Here is a 19,929-nt window from a genome sequence, read left to right on the forward strand (position 1 = left end):
TATATTATTGGCAGAGTAAATATAAACGACTATAAGATTACAAATTTACAATCGGTATTTTTTTACATACTATATTATTTTTACTATAAGTAGGATTCTTAAGATTCATTTAAAAAGAGAATAAAATCAATAGTTGGTTCAAACCTACATAGAAGATGGTTTTCATCAGAATGATTGGGGGACGAGAAATGATGGAAGGCGCTAACTCTATCCTTAGATTTGCTTACAATAAAACTTCGTTCATGCTGGAAAAACACTTTATAAATAAAAGTGAGTTTGTATTAAGTTATATAGAGGCAATAATTGATTTACTCACAAACTCAAACAAAGAGAGAGGGATTGTTTTACATCACGGCACATCTATCCCTCTATATTTTGCAATAGCTATTACTGCGTTTAAAGCCTATTTATCTGATGAAAGCGATAACACTGCTTTCCTAGATAACCTCAATTTAGATGACTTAGTATTATACGAGAATAAAAGGGGGGTGTATAAGGGAAGGGACTCAAATGGAAATATCATTATTGTAAATAAGGACAAGGGAGGCACTCCGACTACTAATTATGTCCCAATAACATTAGCCAATAAAGTACAACCTTACTATGGTGATGGTAAAACTCTAGATGGTCGTGGTATTAGAAGAAAACAAAATATAGTAGGGACAATATCAGAGTTGTTTGGAATTAATAAGCAGGAAATTAAAAGTGTAATAACCAAAGGCGTTGTAATAGTTTGTGATAGGTTTAAAGCTGATGAGATATTCGGGAATATGAGTCTCTCTTTAAATGGTAAACGAGTTAAGATGTGTGAATTATTTCCGGCTGCATACTTTACATCCAATGAAGTTTATCATTATCCAGGGAATGTTGCAAAAACTGATCCTGTAATTCGCTTTGTAAACAAAATATCTTTAGCAAGGGAGATGATACTAGAAAGTCCAGGAGTCGAGACACTTATTATTTCTGATTTAAAATATGTTTCAAATAGCTCATCTGAACTTGCTAGCATTTATGAGCGCAGTTCGCTAAAAAGTATTATCTTGCTTGGGGAGGTATGTAAAGGGATTGGCTCACCACTTTTTTATGAATTAGATAATCTACAATCATTTATATGGACTAGAGACGTAATGTTTAATTACGAAAATGATTATATTCATGAAGAGCACATCCATGATGAGTACATACATGAGGAAAGCAAGCAATTACAACAAATGATTAACAGTCATATAAATCTTGAAGTAAAAGTGGCCCCAATTAAAGGACCTTTTTTAGAAGACGATTTTCGCGAATGTAAAAAAATTTTACTGCAACTATCAAAACAAAATGATGAAGGCGATTTTTTATTAAGGTTAGTTAAAAAGGCTTATTGGCTAATAAATTTACTCGAAAAATCTATATTTCCTATCTCTATGATGGAAGAGCTGATCTATAAAAACCAAATTAATGCACCGTCACCAAACTCAGAGTTCTCTGCATTAGAAATGGGTCAAAACCATTATCTCGGAACAAGTGTAGAATCTCAAATAAATTTTATAGTGAAAGAAATTGGTCGGAAAATATTCAAGATGCAGTATTCAAATCCGAAATTTGATTTTTTGCTTGAAAATATTGCTGAAAGAGAGATTGACCAAAGGAAAATCGCAGTTATTTGCGCCAAAATATATTATCAAAAAATCTTTACTGAAGCTGTACCAGTTCATCTAAGAGATCTAATTGAAAAGGTTGACTTTTTTACCCCCTATAATTATAGATCATCGAAAATTTATCATAATGTATACGTTACTGGTGCATCAGATTGGTCTAGTTTAAACCCATTCCTACTAAGTAATAGTAAATCAGTAACATTCATTTTGTATGAAAACGAACTCAATAGATATCAACATACTGAAAAGTATACCCAAAGTAGACTATCTGAATTAAATAAGAATAACTCACTAATTAAAAGGAGTTCCGGAAGTAACATTAATAGTTTTGCTGTATCGTTGAGCTATATAGCCATATCTGAGGAAAAAAATATTGAGGATCAATTAGAGGCATTTACTGAAAGTCTTTCTCTATCTTTTTTTAATGAAGTATCTGCATCATCATCAAGTACAATTGTTCAGCCATCAGAAATAAAAAGGATAGCCTTGCTAGAGAGTGGAGAAAGAGTGTTTTTTACAAGGTTTTACTCAGCATATATTTATAATATAGATAGACAATCAGTGCAAGAAACAGATGTTTCCTCATTGAGTGAGGGGGATCTACTAATATTTACTAATTATGATAGTGGTACAATGGACATCGTTGAAAAAATAATGGATGTTATCGTTGAAAGCGACAATTGTAGTGAACAATTTAGAGAGTCTTATCAGAAGTCCGAAAGATGGAAAAAGTTACTTGGAGAATATATTAATAGTAGACATATGAGTTTTAAGCAATTATCAGATTTGATGAAAGAGCTTGGTTCTCCCAAACATGAAGTCACTCTTAGAACTTGGTTAGACGAAGAGAGTCATATTGTTGGACCGAGGGATATAGAATCTTACAGAATTATAGCAGAGATATTACAAGATCCTGAGATGTTAAAAAGTCCTGAAGCATTTCTCCAATCGAGTAGGGAAGTAAGATCTATGAGGGTAAAAGTACTGAAATATCTTGGTAAAAATATTATTAAAAACTTTAATAAAAATGAAGATGTTTATGATGAGATCTTAAGCCTATTACCAATCGATCTATCGATGATGTCTCGAATTGTTCAAATAGAGAAAATTATTAATGCAGAGAATATAATGGTGCCAGCTCATTTAGCCAACAGACCAATACAATTCTAAATAAGGAGTGTTGACGATGGAGGATTTATCAACTATTAGGACCCAATTAATAAAAGATTTAAGTAAAGAGTTATTGGGGCCAGGTTCTGAATATTCAATACCTGATGAAGATCATGAAATTATAACTGACTTACCTGAAACACGATATAGTGTAGGGGTTCTCTTTCCACAAAAAAACCTAATGAATGCAGAAAATAATAATGAGGTAGTTACCATCATATCTAGTAAGACTATTATTGATTATGATTCTGACAGTTCAGAAATATCTGTTGTAGATAAAGATACAAAACAAGAACAAAGATTTTTTGGAAATGTTGCTGACGATTTAGACAGTTCTTTGGATGAGGATATAAGTCTATCAATGCAAAATATGCCTTCTTCTATGGGAATTACTTTTTTTGCAAGCAGTGAAGTGGAAGAAATTGTAGTTAGTATATCTTTTGGAACATATAGAAATGCATTGTTAGAAGATTGTAAGGTCCCATTCCTACCTGAGAATGATGATCAATATATTCTTCCGGATAAAGTAAAGTATTTAGTTGAGTATGATCGTGAAGACAAATTACTCATATTGAAAAATAGATTGACTTCAAAGGAAGTTACTCAATTAAAGCAAAGTGAAGAGATTCATGATGAATATCTATTTGATTGTCTTTACAGATTAAGTTACCAGTTTACCAAGGGGTTCGTTAGGGTTCCACATAGCTTACCTGTTACAATTAAATTTCTCGAAAATGGATATTTTGAAGAAAATAAGTTGAGTAATGAAGAAATAAAATGTGTGGCTCTTAGAAAGGTTACCCCAAATGGAATACAAGCAATAACTATTCTATTAGTTAATACGAATACAGGTGGATATAATGGCACTAACTCTTTCTTCCAACCCAATATTCTTATCGATTCCCAAATGAACAAGGGCCTTAAATTTGAATGTTACTCCAACCGTGAATATTCAAACAACAGTGATTTAGAGGAAAAGGGTTTAGAACTTCTGTATCGCAATAAAAAGGTTTATGCAACCGGACATGGAGTATCTGCTGATTGGGAGGTAACTGAAACTGGAGAAGGGAAAATCTGGTCCAAATTTATTCCGATATTTGAAGTGCCCCAAATGGATTTTAATATCAGAGATAAACGAGTGGATACCAGTACATTTTCAATGAAGTTTTTATCTGATTTAGATAAAACTGATAAATCAAAGAAAATTAGTTTAATGAAAGATTTAGTTGATGCCTACTCTTCTTGGATAACAGAAATTGAAACAATGGGCTTATCTCTCGACAAAAGGTATAGAGAAGCAGTGGAACATCATATTCAAGAATGTAGAGAATCTTGCGAACGAATGTATTTTGGTTTGGAACTGTTGAGAAGGAGCGATGAAGTTTATAATGCTTTCCAATTAGCTAATAGGGCAATGTTTATCCAACGAATCCACTCTATTTTTCAGAAGGAAGATCATTATCCTAACGACGAAAAGTTGCGCATCAAATTAATCGAATTGAATTATTATGATGAAGACGATAAGAGTCACAAATGGCGTCCGTTTCAGTTGGCTTTCCTTTTAATGAGTTTGAGGTCTATTGTAGAAGAAAATTGTCCTGAAAGAGACTTGATTGATTTGATTTGGTTTCCAACAGGAGGAGGAAAGACAGAAGCTTATTTAGGATTAACTGCATTTACAATCTTTTATCGTCGCCTTACTCATCTTTTAAGTTCTGCAGGGACTACTGTCATAATGAGATATACTCTAAGACTCCTTGCGGCTCAACAATTTCAACGGGCAAGTGCCCTTATTTGTGCTTGTGAAGCAATTAGAAAGGACTGCGCAAATAAAAAAAATAAATATCCTAAGTATAAGCTAGGCAATGAAAAAATTACTATTGGACTTTGGATTGGAGTTAATCATACTCCAAATAAAAATGAAGATGCTAAAAAATGTGTTAATGAGCTATCGAAAGCAAACAGTAGTAACCTTCGAGAAATTAAAGATAAATACAATAAATTCCAGTTATTAAAATGTCCTTGGTGTGGTACAAAACTTGTTAAGGATCATGATAAAAATGGAAAGAATTTGATTGGTAGTTGGGGCTACTTAATGAAGGATAAGAAAAGGTTTGCCATGTTTTGTCCTCAAGAAGGTTGCGAATTTGAAACATTGTTACCTATTCAAGTTGTGGATGAGGAGCTTTACGAGAATCCACCCACACTCCTATTCGGTACTGTAGACAAGTTCGCAATGTTACCTTGGAAAAGTAATGCTGGAAGTTTCTTTGCTTCAGCAGATAACAATAGAACCCCAGAATTGGTTATTCAGGATGAATTACATTTAATATCTGGACCATTAGGAACGATGGTCGGGTTGTATGAAACGGCAATAGATGCTTTGAATAGCGCAAAAGGTGTAAAGCCTAAAATTATAGCATCAACGGCTACGATCCGGAGAGCTAAAGATCAATGTTCAAATTTGTTTAATCGAGATGTCAAACAGTTCCCATCTCCAGGAATTAACTCGGATGATTCTTTTTTTGCCAGAGAGGCGAGCATCAAAAAGATACCTGGACGAACTTATGTTGGAATAATGCCTTCTGGAAAGACTAAAGCAATGATGGAAGTTAGGGCAATTGCTGCAATACTACAACGAGTTCATATGATTAATCTTCCTTATGAGGTTAAGGATAAATATTGGACTTTAGCAGTTTACTTTAATAGTTTACGTGACTTAAGCAAATGTTCGACACTAGTAGATGATGACGTCAAGGATTTTATTAGAAGGACTGCACAACGTTTTGGAAATAGGAAATTAGCTAGACCTACTGGTTCTGCGGATGAATTGACAAGCAGAATTTCAACATCACAATTAAATGAGACGCTCGAGAAACTAGAGCGGTTAGTTTATAGTGAAGAAAACCAAAATAACAGGAAATATCCAATAAATGTACTACTTGCAACAAATATGATATCGGTCGGTGTTGACGTTGCTAGATTAAATGTAATGTTACTTGTTGGGCAGCCCAAACTAACAAGTGAATACATTCAAGCTTCTAGTCGTATTGGAAGAACTTACCCTGGGGTAGCCTTTGTTTTGTATGACGGTGCTAAAAGTAGAGATAGGTCGCACTATGAGCAATTTAGAAGTTATCATGAATCATTTTATAAATTTGTAGAACCAACAGGTGCAACTCCCTTCTCAAAACCCGCTCGAGATCGAGCTCTTCATGCTGTTATGGTAACTTTAATGAGGCATAAATATAATCTCACTTCTGACAATTCGGCTGCTTACTTTGAACGAAACGATAAAGCAATTCATGAAATAGAAGAATTTGTTATTTCCCGTGTAAATGAAATCAGAGACCGAGTTGGAATTGATTTGAGGGATGAGAGCAGTGTTATTATTGAGGAGATGGAGGAGTTTTGGAGCGACTGGGAGGACCGGATCAGCCGTTCAACTGGGACTAATTTCTACTATGGTGATAGATATTTATTACAAGACCCTCCCTCTGATACCAAGCGATTGCTTAAATCGTATGGGGATAATAGCTCAGACACAGCGAAGGAGACCCTAACATCAATGCGGAATGTTGATAAAAATGTTACAGCAGGTTTAATAATATGGGAGTGATATTATATGTCGAAACTTGGTAAGCAAAAGGATATACAGAGATTGAATGTAGTCACCCATAGTATTAGAAGTGCACAAGCAATACTTCAGTATGGTGTTGGTGCTATGGTTGATTTCCCGGACCAAACTTTAATGACGGCAGCTCCTGAATATTGGGAAAAGAAGGTTATTCAAATTCACGATGAAAGACTGGAAAAGGCCTTAAAAGTGGATTATTTTGGAATGCCAGGAGGTCAAGGTAAATATGATTGGGGAATCGCATATTCTCGGTTCCCTGAGTGGTATTTTTGTCCGAAGTGTCGGATATTTAAACCATTAAATCTTTGGGTGAATGAATATCTTAAAAAGGCTACTTCTAAACAAAAAGAAAGTGATCCTTACATGAGAAAGCCTCGTTGCATGGAGTGCAAGCAAGGATTAGTTCCAAGTCGTATAGTTGTAGCTTGTAATAAAGGACATATTGATGATTTTCCTTGGGTGCTTTGGGCACATGGAAAAAAAGAAAGTGGGATTTGTAGTAACCCCGTCCTGACTTTTGAAACCGGAGCGACTGCTTCTGCGGGGCTAGAAGGAATAAATATTAGGTGTAAAAACTGTAATTCTCGCGCAACTTTAAAAGGTGCATTTGATAAAGATGCACTAGATAGGATAGGTCACACATGTTCAGGACGGATGCCTTGGAAAAATCATTCTGTAGATTGTGTAGAGCCCCCTAGAGCTATGCAGCGCGGGGCCTCATCCTTATACTATCCAAAAGTTGTAAGCTCCCTTGTGATTCCTCCGTATTCGGAAAAAATAAACGATCGTATTGTTAATTCTATTGGTTATAATGATATCTTGAGGATTATTAGTGATTATGAAGAAGACGAAAAAGAAGATAGAATTAATAAGAGAATAGAAAAGTGGGCTGTGGATATTGCGAGAGAACTTTCTGCTGATACTATAGTAGTCAAAAATATACTATCTAGACGTCTACTTATTAGTGATGAAGACGTGAATCCTGATGCAAATGGAATGAATTATCGTATGGAAGAATATGAAGCTCTTACAGGAAAAATATCAAACAAAGACCTTAATGGCAATGATTTTATAAGGGAAGGGACCAGTATTGAAATGTACTCCATACCTTATATTAAAAATATATCGTTAATTCATAAAATTAGAGAGGTACGGGCATTGACTGGGTTTACTCGCCTAGACCCTCCTGATCCTTATGTGCCGGAGGAAAATATTCATGGTTTTGTCTCCTCCAAAGAACCGCAAACAAGGTGGTACCCCGGTTACGAAGTTCGTGGGGAAGGAATCTTTATTGAATTTGACAACTCGGAGATTGCAAATTGGATTGAAAGAAATAGTGAAAAAATTAGTTATCGAGCGCGAATTATTAACAGTCATTATCAGTCTTCATATCAAGGAGAAATTACTAGTAGAAAAATCACCCCGAAATTCATATTATTACACACAATAGCCCACTTACTTATTAGACAATTGAGTTTTGAATGTGGGTATACTGCTGCATCTTTAAGAGAGAGGCTTTATTATAGCGAACAGGACGATGAGATCGAAATGTCAGCAATTCTTATTTATACTGCAAGTGGGGATTCTGAAGGTACACTTGGTGGACTAGTTAGGCAGGGTTATTGGGATTGTCTTCCTAGGATATTTAGAAAAGCAATTGAATTTGGCGAATTATGTTCTAATGATCCGGTGTGTATTACTAGCAAAGGTCAAGGAAGGGATGCACTAAATCTTGCTGCCTGCCATTCTTGTGGTCTACTGCCAGAGACAAGTTGTGAGGAATTTAATGTTTTCTTAGATCGGGGTCTTGTAGTAGGGACTTTTGAAGAAAAGCACATAGGATTTTACAGTAATTGGCTGAATAGTTAAGATGGGTGAGTCGATGAAAATGGGAGAAAACTTTACTGCGATTGATTTATTTGCAGGATGTGGAGGACTATCTGAAGGACTTCGTCAGGCTGAGTTTAATATAATTGCAGCAGTTGAAGTTAATAAACACGCTGCAAAGACATATACTGCTAATCATAGAGAAACTATGTTATTTGATGAGGATATACGTAAGCTTGATATGAATAAGATATATGAATTGTTAAAAGGAGAGACGCTATATTTATTAGCTGGTTGTCCTCCTTGTCAAGGTTTTTCTTCGATGAGAAGACTAAATCGAAAAGAACCGGTGGATGACCCTAGAAATGATCTAATTTTGGAGTACCTTAGATTTGTGAAAGAATTTAAGCCGCTTACGTTAATGATGGAAAATGTTCCTTCCATAACCAACTACGATCTTTTTAAGTATGTTGTAAAAGAGCTAGAGTTTATGGGATATAATATTGATTATAAAATTGTGAATGTTTCGAATTATGGTGTTCCTCAAAGAAGGAAAAGATTTGTTATGGTTGGTTCACGCATTGGTGAAATAAAAGTTTCCCCAGGAAATAATGAAAGAAGAACAGTAAGAGACGTGATTGGTGGATTGGAAGGTACATATAATTCTTCTGATCCAGTTCACAAAATTTTTCCTAAGCATGTTGCAAGAATAGAAAAAATGATAAGTCAAATACCCAAGAATGGTGGCAGTAGGACAGATCTTCCTGAGGAATATACTCTGGAATGCCACAAAAGAGAAAATGTTGGATTTAAAGATGTGTATGGGAGACTAAGATGGGATGATGTTTCCTCGACTATTACAGGTGGCTGTTTGAATCCCTCAAAAGGGAGATTCCTTCATCCCGAGGAAAATAGGTGTATATCGGCGAGAGAAGCTGCACTACTACAAACCTTTCCTTCCGACTACATATTTCCATTAGATATTCCTAAGACGTCTTTGGCGTTGATGATTGGCAATGCGTTGCCGCCAATGTTTAGTAAAATCCAAAGCTCTAACATTTTCACCCATATTGAAGATTGTTTTTTATCAAGAGTTTAGATTATTAGGTACTCTATTTGTTTATCATGATAAATCTATTAACTCTTCTGTTCCTTGAATAATTTATATTGAATATCCTTTTTATAGTAAATTTTAGTGTGTTATCTCATATATTGATTAATCTGTGGAGGGTTAGGGAAGTGGTGAGGAAGTTAAGTCTACGATATACAATAAATAGATTTATTGTGAATAAGCAAATCCCCCCAATCCTAGCCCAAAGTCTAGGTTGCTCCACCCCTTAAGACGGTTATGTCACGTAACTAAGGTAGATATAATGGGTTTATAAACTTAGAGCGTGACTCATGACAGCTTAAAGGGAGTGTTTGATGATGAAGGCAACAGAAGCGCCTGCAACGGCCAAGATGGGGAAGGTCAGTTGGGTGCTGTTCAATCCTAAAACCTATGCAACGATTCTCTACTTATTGCTATCTCTCCCGTTGGGGATTATTTATTTGACATTAGCGATTACGGGGTTAGTTCTATCCGTGGTGTTGACCCCGATATTTATCGGGATACCGATGTTTTTTGGAGTGGCGAAGCTGCTTCAGGGGATAGTGAATTTTGAGCAAGGTCTGATTCGACATATCCTGGGCTTGCCAACTCCTCCGGCTTCAACTCCTAACCATTCACAAGCCGAAGCCGGGCAAAATTGGTTCAAGCGTATGGTGAAAGGATTCGACGGTGGACTCTTTATTAGAAATGTCATGCTCGTCTTGCTCCGGTTTGTCACAGGTATCGTTTTCTTTGTGGTAATGGTGACGGCGTTAGCCTTGGGAATCGGGTTCATCGCCCTTCCTGCAGTGCATATCATTCTGATGAATGAGATTCAATTGGACATCCTGGAAAATAACCTGTTCCATTATTTCCATATTAACTGGTCCTATAATGAGCAATATCTGTTATACGTAGGCTTGGGTGTTGTACTTTTCTGGATCGCGCTTCGTGTGGTGAATGGGCTGATGCAAGTTCAGCGCAGAATTATGTATGTGGATGAGTCCTATATGCAACAACCGTTGCCAGAGGCGGTCGAAGCCCCGCAATTCCATGTGCCTGCCGAGTCGCCTTATGGAGGAGATTTTTCAGAAGATCAGCCCGGTTCAGAGAAAGTATGGCTTGCTTAAGAAGAGTTGAAGTGACAAATAGTTGGGGGTCTTGGCTATGCATTTGCATACCACGGCTCCCTTTTCATTTCCAGTCAAGAAGTGAGTTTCCTTTATATCATGGGTAGATAACTCTCATGTATGGTAATATGTACTAATAGATAATAGAGGGGGAGAAATGTTGAGAAAAGCAAGTTTAGGCATTTTATTGATGGCCTTGTTGTTACTGGTTACTGCATGTGGAGGTGCTGCATCCACACCACCAGAAGCGCCGAAGACGGATACTACGGCACAGGATCAAGGTGCTACGAATAATTCAAGTAATGCAGGTAGTGAGCAAGCGGAAGAGGTTGTTACAGAAGAACCGGTTCAGGAGCCTGAAGAACCAGCAGAGGTTAGCCTGAAAGTAGGGGACAAGTTCAATTTGAGTGATTGGGAGATTGTGCTGAACTCTTTTGAATTCAATCAACAAGTCAGTGATGATTACTTTTCTTCCAGCGCCGATGAAGGGAATAAGCTCCTAATTCTGAACTATACGGTGACCAACCAAGGAACGGAAGCGGATAGCTTTACGGCTATGATTGGTGGCGTCGAGATGAAGGCCTATTTTAACGACAAATATGAGTACAATTATACGATTACGATGATCAATAAAGACCTTAGCAATGAAAGTGTGAAGCCACTAGCTTCGAAAACGGGGTTTGTGGTCATTGAAGTTCCTGATATCGTAGCCCAATCCGAAGATGGTTTGGTATTAAAACTCGCACAAGATGAGGACAAAGTGACGATTACCTTAAGATAAGTGAAGTTGTTGTTGCTATATAAAAGAAACCGCAAGCGTAATGGGAATTCCCCCCCAGAGCTTGCGGTTTTTTTGCACGAATGGTGCCACATCTCTAGCAGGAATAATTCCTCTACCTTTCGTGAAAGATGGTTCTAAGATAGATGGAGGTCACGGCATAGCTATTTGCTTCCTTGTCGGCATTAAGAGGCGCATCTACTTATGCTATAATTAAAAAATATAAATTATTTGGACAAAGGGTGCAACGAACAACCATGTACGATTATCAGGACGCTGTGCACCATAAGCTGATCATTATCGGTGCAGGCGCATCAGGACTTATGGCTGCTGTTACGGCGCGGGATTTAGGTATAGATACCGCCATTCTGGAGGGTAACGACCGAATTGGTAAGAAGATCGCCATGACAGGCGACGGTCGCTGCAATATAACAAATGAATCCACAAGGGCGGGAACGGACGACGAAGGGGTGGCTTTGTCACGCAAGTATTACGGAAGCCAGTCTGGGTTCCCCCTACCTGTGTTGCAACAATTTGGTATTCAACAAACCATTGATTTCTTTCATGTGCTTGGGCTGCCGTTGACCAGATTGAAAGAGGGCTTGATGTACCCGATGTCGCTGCAAGCCGCATCCGTGGTAGATATTTTCGAGCTTGCTTTGGAGGAACGGAACATCCCGGTATACCTTAACAACAAGGTGATGGACGTGACCGTATCGGCGGATCATCCGCGATTCACAATCACCTGTCAGACTGAGACCGGGGAACAGGCCGTCTATACCAGCGAGTATCTGTTTCTTTGTACAGGCGGGCTTACCGGCCAGAATGCTGGAACGGATGGTTCCGGTTATACACTGGCAGAGCAAATGGGGCATACCTTGATCAAGCCTTTGCCGGCCATCGTGCAGTTGAAGGTGAAGTATCCCTATCAGAAGGGGCTATCTGGTATCAAGCTTCAGGGACAAGCCCATCTCCTTGTTAATGATAAAATCGTTCGCAGTGAAGCGGGTGAAATTCATTTCACGGACTACGGCTTCTCCGGCCCACCTATTTTACAACTTGGACGGAAGGCAGCGGTGCATCTGGCAAAAAGGGATGACGTGACGCTATCCATCGATTTGATGCCGAACCGCACGGAGGATGAGGTTATCGAATTTTTGGAGACGAACTGGGGATTATTTGCACACCGGACGGTCGCGGAATCCTTCATTGGCTTTTTACACAAGAAGCTGGTCACCGTCTTGCTAAAGGAAGCAAAGATCGATCAAGAGTCGGGGCTGCTTTGCCAGGATCTCTCCTGGAAAACGAAAAAAATCTTCTATAAGCTATTAAAATCTTGGGAGTTCAAAGTAACCGAAACCCATAGCTTTGAGCATGCGCAAGCGACAGCGGGAGGGATTGCTACGAAAGAGCTGGACCCAAATACGCTGGAATCCAAGCTCGTGCCTGGGCTATACTTGGCCGGTGAGGTCATGGATGTGGACGGAGATTTTGGCGGCTACAATCTGCAATGGGCCTGGAGCTCCGGTTATACGGCTGCGATGGCGCTAGGCAAGCACATTTCCCGATGAAAATATGGACAAAAAGGAAGGGTTTCACCTCCTATGAATAAATCTCAATCTTCCAAGCATCACGAGCTGCTCATTATTGGGGCGGGCGCTTCCGGACTTATGGCCGCTGTTACGGCGCGAGATCTGGGGATAGATACCGCCATTATTGAGAGCAACGACCGTGTTGGCAAAAAGGTATTAACCACCGGTAATGGCCGCTGCAATATAACGAATAAATCGACGGCAACGGGCGGAGACGAGGCGGTTAATTTATCGACCAAATACCATAGCAATCAGGCGGAATTTCCTTTGCCTGTACTGCAGCAATTTGGTGTTCGGCAAACCGTTGATTTCTTCTCCACGATTGGCCTTCCCTTGGTCGCTATTGAGAATGGCCGAATGTACCCGATGTCTTTGCAGGCTGCCTCCGTGCTGGGGGTTTTTCAGATTGCACTGGAGGACCGCAATGCACCGATCTACTTCAAGACCAAGGTGCTTGACGTGATGGTGTCCGAGGGACATCCGCGATTTACGGTGGTGTGCCAGACGGATACGGAAGAACAGGTTATCTATACTAGCAATTATCTCTTTCTCTGCACGGGTGGCCTTACTGCTCCAAAGACAGGAACGGATGGCTCTGGCTACACCTTGGCCCAGCGACTGGGGCATACCCTGATCGACCCGGTACCCGGGATTGTTCAGTTGAAGCTGGATAGCCCTTACTTAAAGGAGTTGTCCGGAGTTAAATTCGAGGGCTGGGGACACATCATCGCTAATGGTGAAGTTATCCGCAGCGAATATGGCGAGGTGCTGTTTACAAATTATGGCGCCTCCGGCCCACCCATTCTCCAGTTAAGCCGGAAGGCTGCCGCTCAGCTTGCCAAAGGACACAAGGTCATTTTATCGCTGGATATGATGCCGGACAAGACAGATGAAGAGGTTACTGATTTCCTTGATACACATTGGGGCATGTTCGGACACCGGACGGTTGCGAATTCGCTGATCGGCATCTTGAATAAGAAGCTGATCCCGATCCTCTTGCAAGAGGCGGGCATCGATGAGGACCAGAATTTACTGTGTCAGGATATGTCTTGGAAGACTAGAAAGGCTTTGTGCCGCCTGATGAAGCATTGGGATTTCATCGTGACGGATACCAACGGATTCCCGAACGCGCAAACGACAGCCGGGGGCATTGATACGACAGATCTACAAGAAGGAACACTGGAATCCAAGCTCGTGCCTGGGCTTTATTTGGCCGGTGAAGTCATGGATGTCGATGGCGATTGTGGGGGCTACAACCTGCAATGGGCCTGGAGCTCCGGCTATACCGCCGCAACGGCACTGGCCAAGCGGATTGCTGGCAAGAGATAGAGAGAGTGATAAGCCGCTGACTGAAATTTCTTAGTTCGGCGGTTTTTTTATGCTTTGAAGCTGGCAGGAGTACACCAACTTAATTCTAGCCTAGAATAATGAATACAATCACATCGCAGAGAATATAATCCCTTACTGTAAAATTAGAGAATATGGAGGTGATCCGTGTGTACTGGCTTAATGTAGATAAACCCACCAATGTTTCTAGATTACATAAGAGTGAATGTTCATACTGCAAACCTAACGGAACAGATTTAAAGGGTAAAGAGGTCGAAAAAGTTGATGGTGGCTGGTTTTCATTTGCGTTTGTATCTGATGCTAAGCAATTCCAAGAGACCAGATTTCCAAAACAAGTGCTGTTACCATGTGCCATTTGTAATCCATTTTAAACTTGAAAATAGACACCGACTCTCTTCAAAAACCATGGGTAGCACGACTCCCTAACTATAACACCCCCACAATTTTTAACTATTAGATATAGCTAAAAACTATAACTAGATATGGTTTTTGAGTATTACACCCCGAATGGTCTGCTATGCTACAATCAAGGCAATACAAGCGAGCATGAGAGCCATCCGAGGAGGTTATTGAAATGTGTGAGAGATTCCAGACAGTAGGGAGCTTGTTGCGACCGTCTGAGCTATTAGCATATAAGACGCAAATTGAGCATCGGGATGATATTAGTTATCCTTTTTATCAAGAGTTTCAAGGTTACCAGGATTGTGAAGCCAAGGCTATTGAGGATGTAGTCAATAAGCAAATCGAAAATAAATTGTCGGTCATTACCGATGGTGAGTATTCGAAATCGATGTGGCATTTGGATTTTGTTTGGGGCTTCGAAGGTGTTAGCCGCTATATTGCCGATCACGGTTATTTCTTCCGGGATATTGATGGAAGCTCGAAATACGAGACGCGGAAAGACATCGGCTTACGCATTACAGGTGAGCTGAGCGGGAAGAACCATCATTTCATTGAAGTGTTCAAGAAGCTGAAGACTCTTGCTGGTGAACAGGAAACCAAGCTGTGCGTACCTTCTCCTTCGCATATTTTCGGGGAGTTGTCCTGGTCCGATAATATCGGAGGCACGGATGCCGTTTATCAGACTCGTCAGGAGCTTAAAGCCGGTCTTGTCAAAGCCTATAAGGAATTTGTCGCAGACTTTGCTGCCGCTGGCGGACAAATTTTGCAATTCGACGATTGCCTGTGGGAGCTATTTGCCGATGACAATCCGAACTCCCCGTATACGGGCGAAAATATTAACCAAGAGGAAGTACAGGCTCTGGCCGATGAATTCATCGACATTAATAATACCGTAATTGACTTTGGACATAGCTTGGGCTTGAAAATGTGGACGCATAACTGCCGTGGCAACTATGATTCCCGTAACATGGGCGGGGGCTCCTACGTAAAGATTGCCAATCTGTTCTTGAAGCAGCTTAAGTATGACCGTTTCTTCCTGGAATGGGATGATGAACGTGCCGGTTCGCTGGAAGCGCTGGCTGTCTTCAAGGATAAGCCGGACACGGAGATCGTACTGGGCTTGTTGTCTTCCAAGACCAATACGCTGGACGATGAAGAGCGTGTTCTTCGTTTGCTGGACGAAGCGTCGAGCATTATCGACAAGGATCGGTTGTTGCTGTCCCATCAATGCGGCTTCGCTTCCTGCGATGGCGGCAATGAATTAACGGAAGATGAGCAATGGGCGAAGATTAACCAAGGCCAAAGAATCGCCAAGCAATATTGGAGCAAGTAACGTTCAACCTTCAGAAGTATAGTTTCAGAGCCATCACCGGGATACGGTTGGTGGCTTTTTTGCGCTGTGATGAACGATTGAACTTTGCGCCCAGCACGGGTTTGCACTCGCTGTTCTAGCTCCACATCACAATCCGTCAAGCTAACCCTACAACTTTCAGCCAACATTCAACTCCGATTAAGTTTACTTTAAGTCAGCTCATATAGACTAAGAGCATACAAGAACCAAAACTTAAGGAAGGAAGTGAGTGGGGATGTTGAAGCGTACAATGTGTTTGATGTTTGTATTCGCACTGACAATGACCAGCGCATGTGGACCGGCTCTGGCTAGTACAACTACTAAGGAGACCGTCATTAAGCTGTCGGATACAGCAGTGACCGTAGATGGACAAGCCGCATCAACAAGCTCATCGGCAGCCGTCTATACGGGAGCCGAGATTGTATATTATGAGGATGGGCAGGACAGCAGTTATGGTGAAGGGACGGCTGCGGATGCACATAGTGCAGAGGAAGCGGCCAAGCATACTGTAGTAACCATTACCGAGCCGGGAGTTTACCGCGTATCGGGGACCCTGTCGGCGGGGCAGCTTGCGATCGACCTGGGAGAGGAGGCAGCTTCTGATCCGAATGCAATCGTAACGCTTGTTCTGGATGGGGTGGACATTACGAATACGGTGGCCCCGGCTGTGATTTTCTATAATGTATATGAGCCGTATTCCAATTCGGAGGATCTGAAGGGGACTGTTGATCTAAGTAATGCAGGGGCACAGGTTATTCTGGCCGATGATGCTATCAATACCGTAAATGGTTCTTATGTAGCCCGTATTTATAAAGAAGGCACCACCAAGAAGCTGCACAAATATGATGGAGCTTTCTATTCCAAAATGTCGATTAATATTTCAGGGGAAGCGCAGGGAACGGGAGAGTTGCATATTACCGCGGCTAACGAGGGGCTTGATTCCGAGCTACATCTGGCGCTTAATGGAGGCAAAGTCTATATCGAAGCCCAGGATGACGGCATTAATACGAATGAGGATGGCATTTCAATCACAAGTATTAATAATGGGTATTTGTACGTGAATGCAGGTCTTGGAGCCGAAGGAGATGGCATTGATTCCAACGGATATCTAACGATTAACGGCGGCACTGTGGTTACTATGGCGAATGATCGTAGTCCTGATGGGGGACTTGATGCTGATAAGGATATCACGATTAACGGAGGTACCGTAGTTGCACTGGGAACGCGTAATGATGCTACCTCGTCGACCTCGGAGCAGCCCTTTATCGAGCTGTCATTTGCTTCAACGCAGGCCGCGGGAAGTACCATCCAGTTGACTGACACGGAAGGCAATGAAATCTTCGAGCATACAGCGGACAAGAATTTCCAAAGTGTAACCTTCTCCTCTGCGGATCTGCAGAAGGATACGGAATATAATCTGTATATCAATGGGGTACAGCAGCAATATACGGGCAACTCCTTCGGCATGATGGGTGGTGGCTTTGGTGGCAATCCGCCAAATGATGGCAACGGACCGCTGGAAGGTATGCCACAGGGTGGAGAACGTCCGGAAATACCGGATGGTGGTATACCTCCCGAACTGCCAGACGGAGAGACGCCTCCACAGATGCCAGAGGGAATGCCAACCTCACCGGGCGGTGGACCTGCTTCCGAGGGGCAAGGTATAGCCACTGAAGGCGGGGAAGGTTCGACCGCTTTCGTCATTACCGAGCTGACTCATAGCTTCTCAGGTATTTCTGAAGCGACCGATACTAGTAGGAAGACGAAGGTAACCTTCACCGTTAATGATGGAGCGGGCATCCAAAGTGTAGCCTCTGGCAAAAATCCTGTGCTGAGTGGAGTTACAGCCAGCGCAGATGTTCCAGACAGTGACATCCAGCTCACCGTAACCGACGTTCCTTCGGAAAACTATTCAGAAACGTATCTTCTATCCGATTTGAAGAATGACTTTACGCAAATCATGCCTGAGGAGGACGGTCAGTATCAGCTTGTGGTGGCTGTAGTATCCTCAAATGAGACATACACCGGCGTGTCACAATGGCGGTTTACCATTGGAGGGCTTCCGTTTACCGATGTGAAGTCAACCGATGCTTCATATGAGGCAATCAAGCAGTTGTATGAATCCGGGGCTATGAATGGAACGAGTGCAAGTGAGTTCTCACCGGATTTACCGGTAACCCGTGCGACAGCAATTACCACGCTGGGCAGACATCTGGGAATTGAGCAGGCGCAGGTGGATTCCTTCAAGGATGTGGCGAAGGACAGTTGGTATAGTGGTTATGTTGGCTGGGCTGTGGAGCAAGGCTTGATGACCGGGGATGGTCAAGGGAACTTCATGCCGGATACCTTGGTGACCACCGAGCAGATGAAGCTGATCCTATCCAGATATGTGGAACTTAGTGGATCAAGTGTATCGGTAGATACGTTGTTTCCAAGTACGATGAAGGAGACCGTGAGCCGCGCTGAACTGGCAACGATTTTGAGTAAGCTCTAAGAGTGTGAGGGCCTATCAGGATACAATTCAACTAGGCCGGGAACCTGCCTTAAAGAAAAAGCGACCTTGATGGTTGCTTTTTTTGTACTCAAAAGGTCCTTTCCAATAAATTTTTTTTCAAAAATTATTCTTAGTAGCGAATTTGTAGGAAAAGAGAGCATACAAGCGAATACGACCCTACCTCGGAGTTATTTATGTAAAGTTTTTTCTGTATGAACGCAATAAACGCTATTTTCAATTTGTGATCAATTTCATTGTTTGTTATCATAACGTTGTTAATCGGCACAGCGACTGTCGCGTTTCGTCAAATGTTGTTTTACACTTCTGCAGAATGTAATACAGGCATCTGAACAACTGGACAAAGGGGAAAATACAGCATGAAGAACACGAGGAAATGGTTGATTTTTACTAGCTTGATAGGATTGCTCATGTTAGGAGCATGTTCGTCTGATATTGCCACGGGAGAGGGAATAGAGTCTGTTGGCAAGCAGGTTGACTATAAAATTACGGGAACCGATGCAGGCTCAGGCCTCATGAGGCTGACAGCGCAGGCAATGGAGGATTATGAGTTGTCCGACTGGACGTTGCTGGAGAGCTCGGCAGCGGGCATGACGGCAGAGCTGGACAGAGCCTACAAGAAGCAAGAGCCGATTGTCATTGTAGCTTGGACCCCGCATTGGATGTTTAATACCTATGATCTCAAGTATCTGGACGATCCCAAGCTGACTTATGGAGAGCCGGAGGAGATCCGCACTATAGCGCGTCAGGGATTACAAGACGATCATCCCGTAGCCTATGAATTCCTGGATCGATTCCTCTGGACATCCGAGGATATGGGCGAGGTTATGATCGATATACAAAATGGTGCAGAGCCGGAAGCGGCAGCCAAGAAATGGGTTGACGAGCATGAAGCTCAGGTCCAGGAATGGACAGACGGGCTGGAGCCTGTGAATGGAGATGCCTTCACCCTCAGTTATGTGGCATGGGACTCCGAGATGGCAAGCACCAACGTAGTTCGTTACGTGCTCCAGGAGAAGCTTGGATATGAGGCACAAGCCTTGCAGGTAGAGATCGGGCCGATGTGGATTGGTGTCGCTAACGGAGATGTGGATGCCATTGTAGCAGCTTGGCTTCCAGTAACCCATGCGGATTATTGGGACAAATACGGTGATAGTCTAGATGACCTTGGAGCGAATATGATCAATGTGAAATCCGGGCTTGCTGTGCCTACTTATATGGAGGATGTTAATTCCATCGAGGATTTGCAGTCCTAAGCGGCTATTTCGCCCTCAAAATCATAAATCTCAACCAGGAAAGTGGCCGCTTCAGGCCACTTTTTTGTTATCTTTGGCCACGTCGCTTACTGCGGGAGCTTGTTATGCGTCCCCTTTATTTATAGTTCATTTCATGATCAATTCATGAATATTTTGGTAAATAAAATATAATTTAGATCATTATACATATAATC

Annotated in this window: 12 protein-coding genes; all 12 read left to right on the forward strand. The window is 41.4% G+C overall.

The genetic code is table 11. The features are described from left to right. Nucleotides 1-188: 188 nt before the first annotated feature. The 12 genes from AC1VOR_RS14400 (at nt 189) to AC1VOR_RS14455 (ending at nt 19,735) form a co-directional block, all read left to right on the forward strand. Nucleotides 189-2,813 (forward strand): DrmE family protein, encoded by a 2,625-nt coding sequence (locus AC1VOR_RS14400; RefSeq protein ID WP_482618636.1) that lies wholly within the window; start codon nt 189-191, stop codon nt 2,811-2,813. A gap of 16 nt (nt 2,814-2,829) precedes the next feature. Beyond that, a complete protein-coding gene (locus AC1VOR_RS14405; RefSeq protein ID WP_482618637.1) occupies nt 2,830-6,432 on the forward strand; it encodes a helicase-related protein in 3,603 nt (1,200 codons plus the stop codon). Nucleotides 6,433-6,438: 6 nt separating this feature from the next. Next, nucleotides 6,439-8,319, forward strand: coding sequence for a DrmB family protein (drmB, locus tag AC1VOR_RS14410; RefSeq protein ID WP_482618638.1), 1,881 nt, complete (start codon nt 6,439-6,441; stop codon nt 8,317-8,319). A 13-nt stretch (nt 8,320-8,332) separates the two neighbouring features. Then, nucleotides 8,333-9,376 carry a DNA cytosine methyltransferase gene (locus tag AC1VOR_RS14415; RefSeq protein WP_482618639.1) on the forward strand — a complete coding sequence of 348 codons (1,044 nt, stop codon included), beginning with the start codon at nt 8,333-8,335 and terminating at the stop codon, nt 9,374-9,376. A 329-nt stretch (nt 9,377-9,705) separates the two neighbouring features. After that, on the forward strand, nt 9,706-10,497 hold the full coding sequence (locus tag AC1VOR_RS14420; RefSeq protein WP_482618897.1) for a sensor domain-containing protein: 792 nt from the start codon (nt 9,706-9,708) through the stop codon (nt 10,495-10,497). 157 nt (nt 10,498-10,654) lie between these two features. Next, complete coding sequence (locus AC1VOR_RS14425) at nt 10,655-11,278, forward strand: DUF4352 domain-containing protein (protein ID WP_482618640.1); 624 nt, start codon at nt 10,655-10,657, stop codon at nt 11,276-11,278. A gap of 254 nt (nt 11,279-11,532) precedes the next feature. After that, nucleotides 11,533-12,846, forward strand: coding sequence for a BaiN/RdsA family NAD(P)/FAD-dependent oxidoreductase (locus AC1VOR_RS14430; RefSeq protein WP_482618641.1), 1,314 nt, complete (start codon nt 11,533-11,535; stop codon nt 12,844-12,846). A gap of 33 nt (nt 12,847-12,879) precedes the next feature. Then, the gene (locus tag AC1VOR_RS14435) at nt 12,880-14,196 is read left to right on the forward strand and encodes a BaiN/RdsA family NAD(P)/FAD-dependent oxidoreductase (RefSeq protein WP_482618642.1); all 1,317 of its coding nucleotides are present in this window, start codon (nt 12,880-12,882) and stop codon (nt 14,194-14,196) included. A gap of 167 nt (nt 14,197-14,363) precedes the next feature. Further along, the gene (locus tag AC1VOR_RS14440; protein WP_482618643.1) at nt 14,364-14,585 is read left to right on the forward strand and encodes a hypothetical protein; all 222 of its coding nucleotides are present in this window, start codon (nt 14,364-14,366) and stop codon (nt 14,583-14,585) included. Nucleotides 14,586-14,788: 203 nt separating this feature from the next. Further along, a complete protein-coding gene (locus AC1VOR_RS14445; RefSeq protein WP_482618644.1) occupies nt 14,789-15,949 on the forward strand; it encodes a cobalamin-independent methionine synthase II family protein in 1,161 nt (386 codons plus the stop codon). Nucleotides 15,950-16,202: 253 nt separating this feature from the next. Then, on the forward strand, nt 16,203-18,461 hold the full coding sequence (locus AC1VOR_RS14450) for an S-layer homology domain-containing protein (RefSeq protein WP_482618645.1): 2,259 nt from the start codon (nt 16,203-16,205) through the stop codon (nt 18,459-18,461). A gap of 377 nt (nt 18,462-18,838) precedes the next feature. Beyond that, a complete protein-coding gene (locus AC1VOR_RS14455; protein ID WP_482618646.1) occupies nt 18,839-19,735 on the forward strand; it encodes a glycine betaine ABC transporter substrate-binding protein in 897 nt (298 codons plus the stop codon). Nucleotides 19,736-19,929: the final 194 nt, after the last annotated feature.

It is taken from the genome of Paenibacillus sp. 1SOY10, assembly GCF_056836745.1.

What these genes read in the sequence shown, in the direction of transcription:
- AC1VOR_RS14415 (WP_482618639.1), top strand. Translation starts at nt 8,333, where the DNA reads ATGAAAATGGGAGAAAACTTTACTGCGATTGATTTATTTGCAGGATGT.
- AC1VOR_RS14405 (WP_482618637.1), top strand. Translation starts at nt 2,830, where the DNA reads ATGGAGGATTTATCAACTATTAGGACCCAATTAATAAAAGATTTAAGT.
- AC1VOR_RS14420 (WP_482618897.1), top strand. Translation starts at nt 9,706, where the DNA reads ATGAAGGCAACAGAAGCGCCTGCAACGGCCAAGATGGGGAAGGTCAGT.
- AC1VOR_RS14425 (WP_482618640.1), top strand. Translation starts at nt 10,655, where the DNA reads ATGTTGAGAAAAGCAAGTTTAGGCATTTTATTGATGGCCTTGTTGTTA.
- AC1VOR_RS14450 (WP_482618645.1), top strand. Translation starts at nt 16,203, where the DNA reads ATGTTGAAGCGTACAATGTGTTTGATGTTTGTATTCGCACTGACAATG.
- drmB (WP_482618638.1), top strand. Translation starts at nt 6,439, where the DNA reads ATGTCGAAACTTGGTAAGCAAAAGGATATACAGAGATTGAATGTAGTC.
- AC1VOR_RS14445 (WP_482618644.1), top strand. Translation starts at nt 14,789, where the DNA reads ATGTGTGAGAGATTCCAGACAGTAGGGAGCTTGTTGCGACCGTCTGAG.
- AC1VOR_RS14435 (WP_482618642.1), top strand. Translation starts at nt 12,880, where the DNA reads ATGAATAAATCTCAATCTTCCAAGCATCACGAGCTGCTCATTATTGGG.
- AC1VOR_RS14400 (WP_482618636.1), top strand. Translation starts at nt 189, where the DNA reads ATGATGGAAGGCGCTAACTCTATCCTTAGATTTGCTTACAATAAAACT.
- AC1VOR_RS14455 (WP_482618646.1), top strand. Translation starts at nt 18,839, where the DNA reads ATGAAGAACACGAGGAAATGGTTGATTTTTACTAGCTTGATAGGATTG.
- AC1VOR_RS14430 (WP_482618641.1), top strand. Translation starts at nt 11,533, where the DNA reads ATGTACGATTATCAGGACGCTGTGCACCATAAGCTGATCATTATCGGT.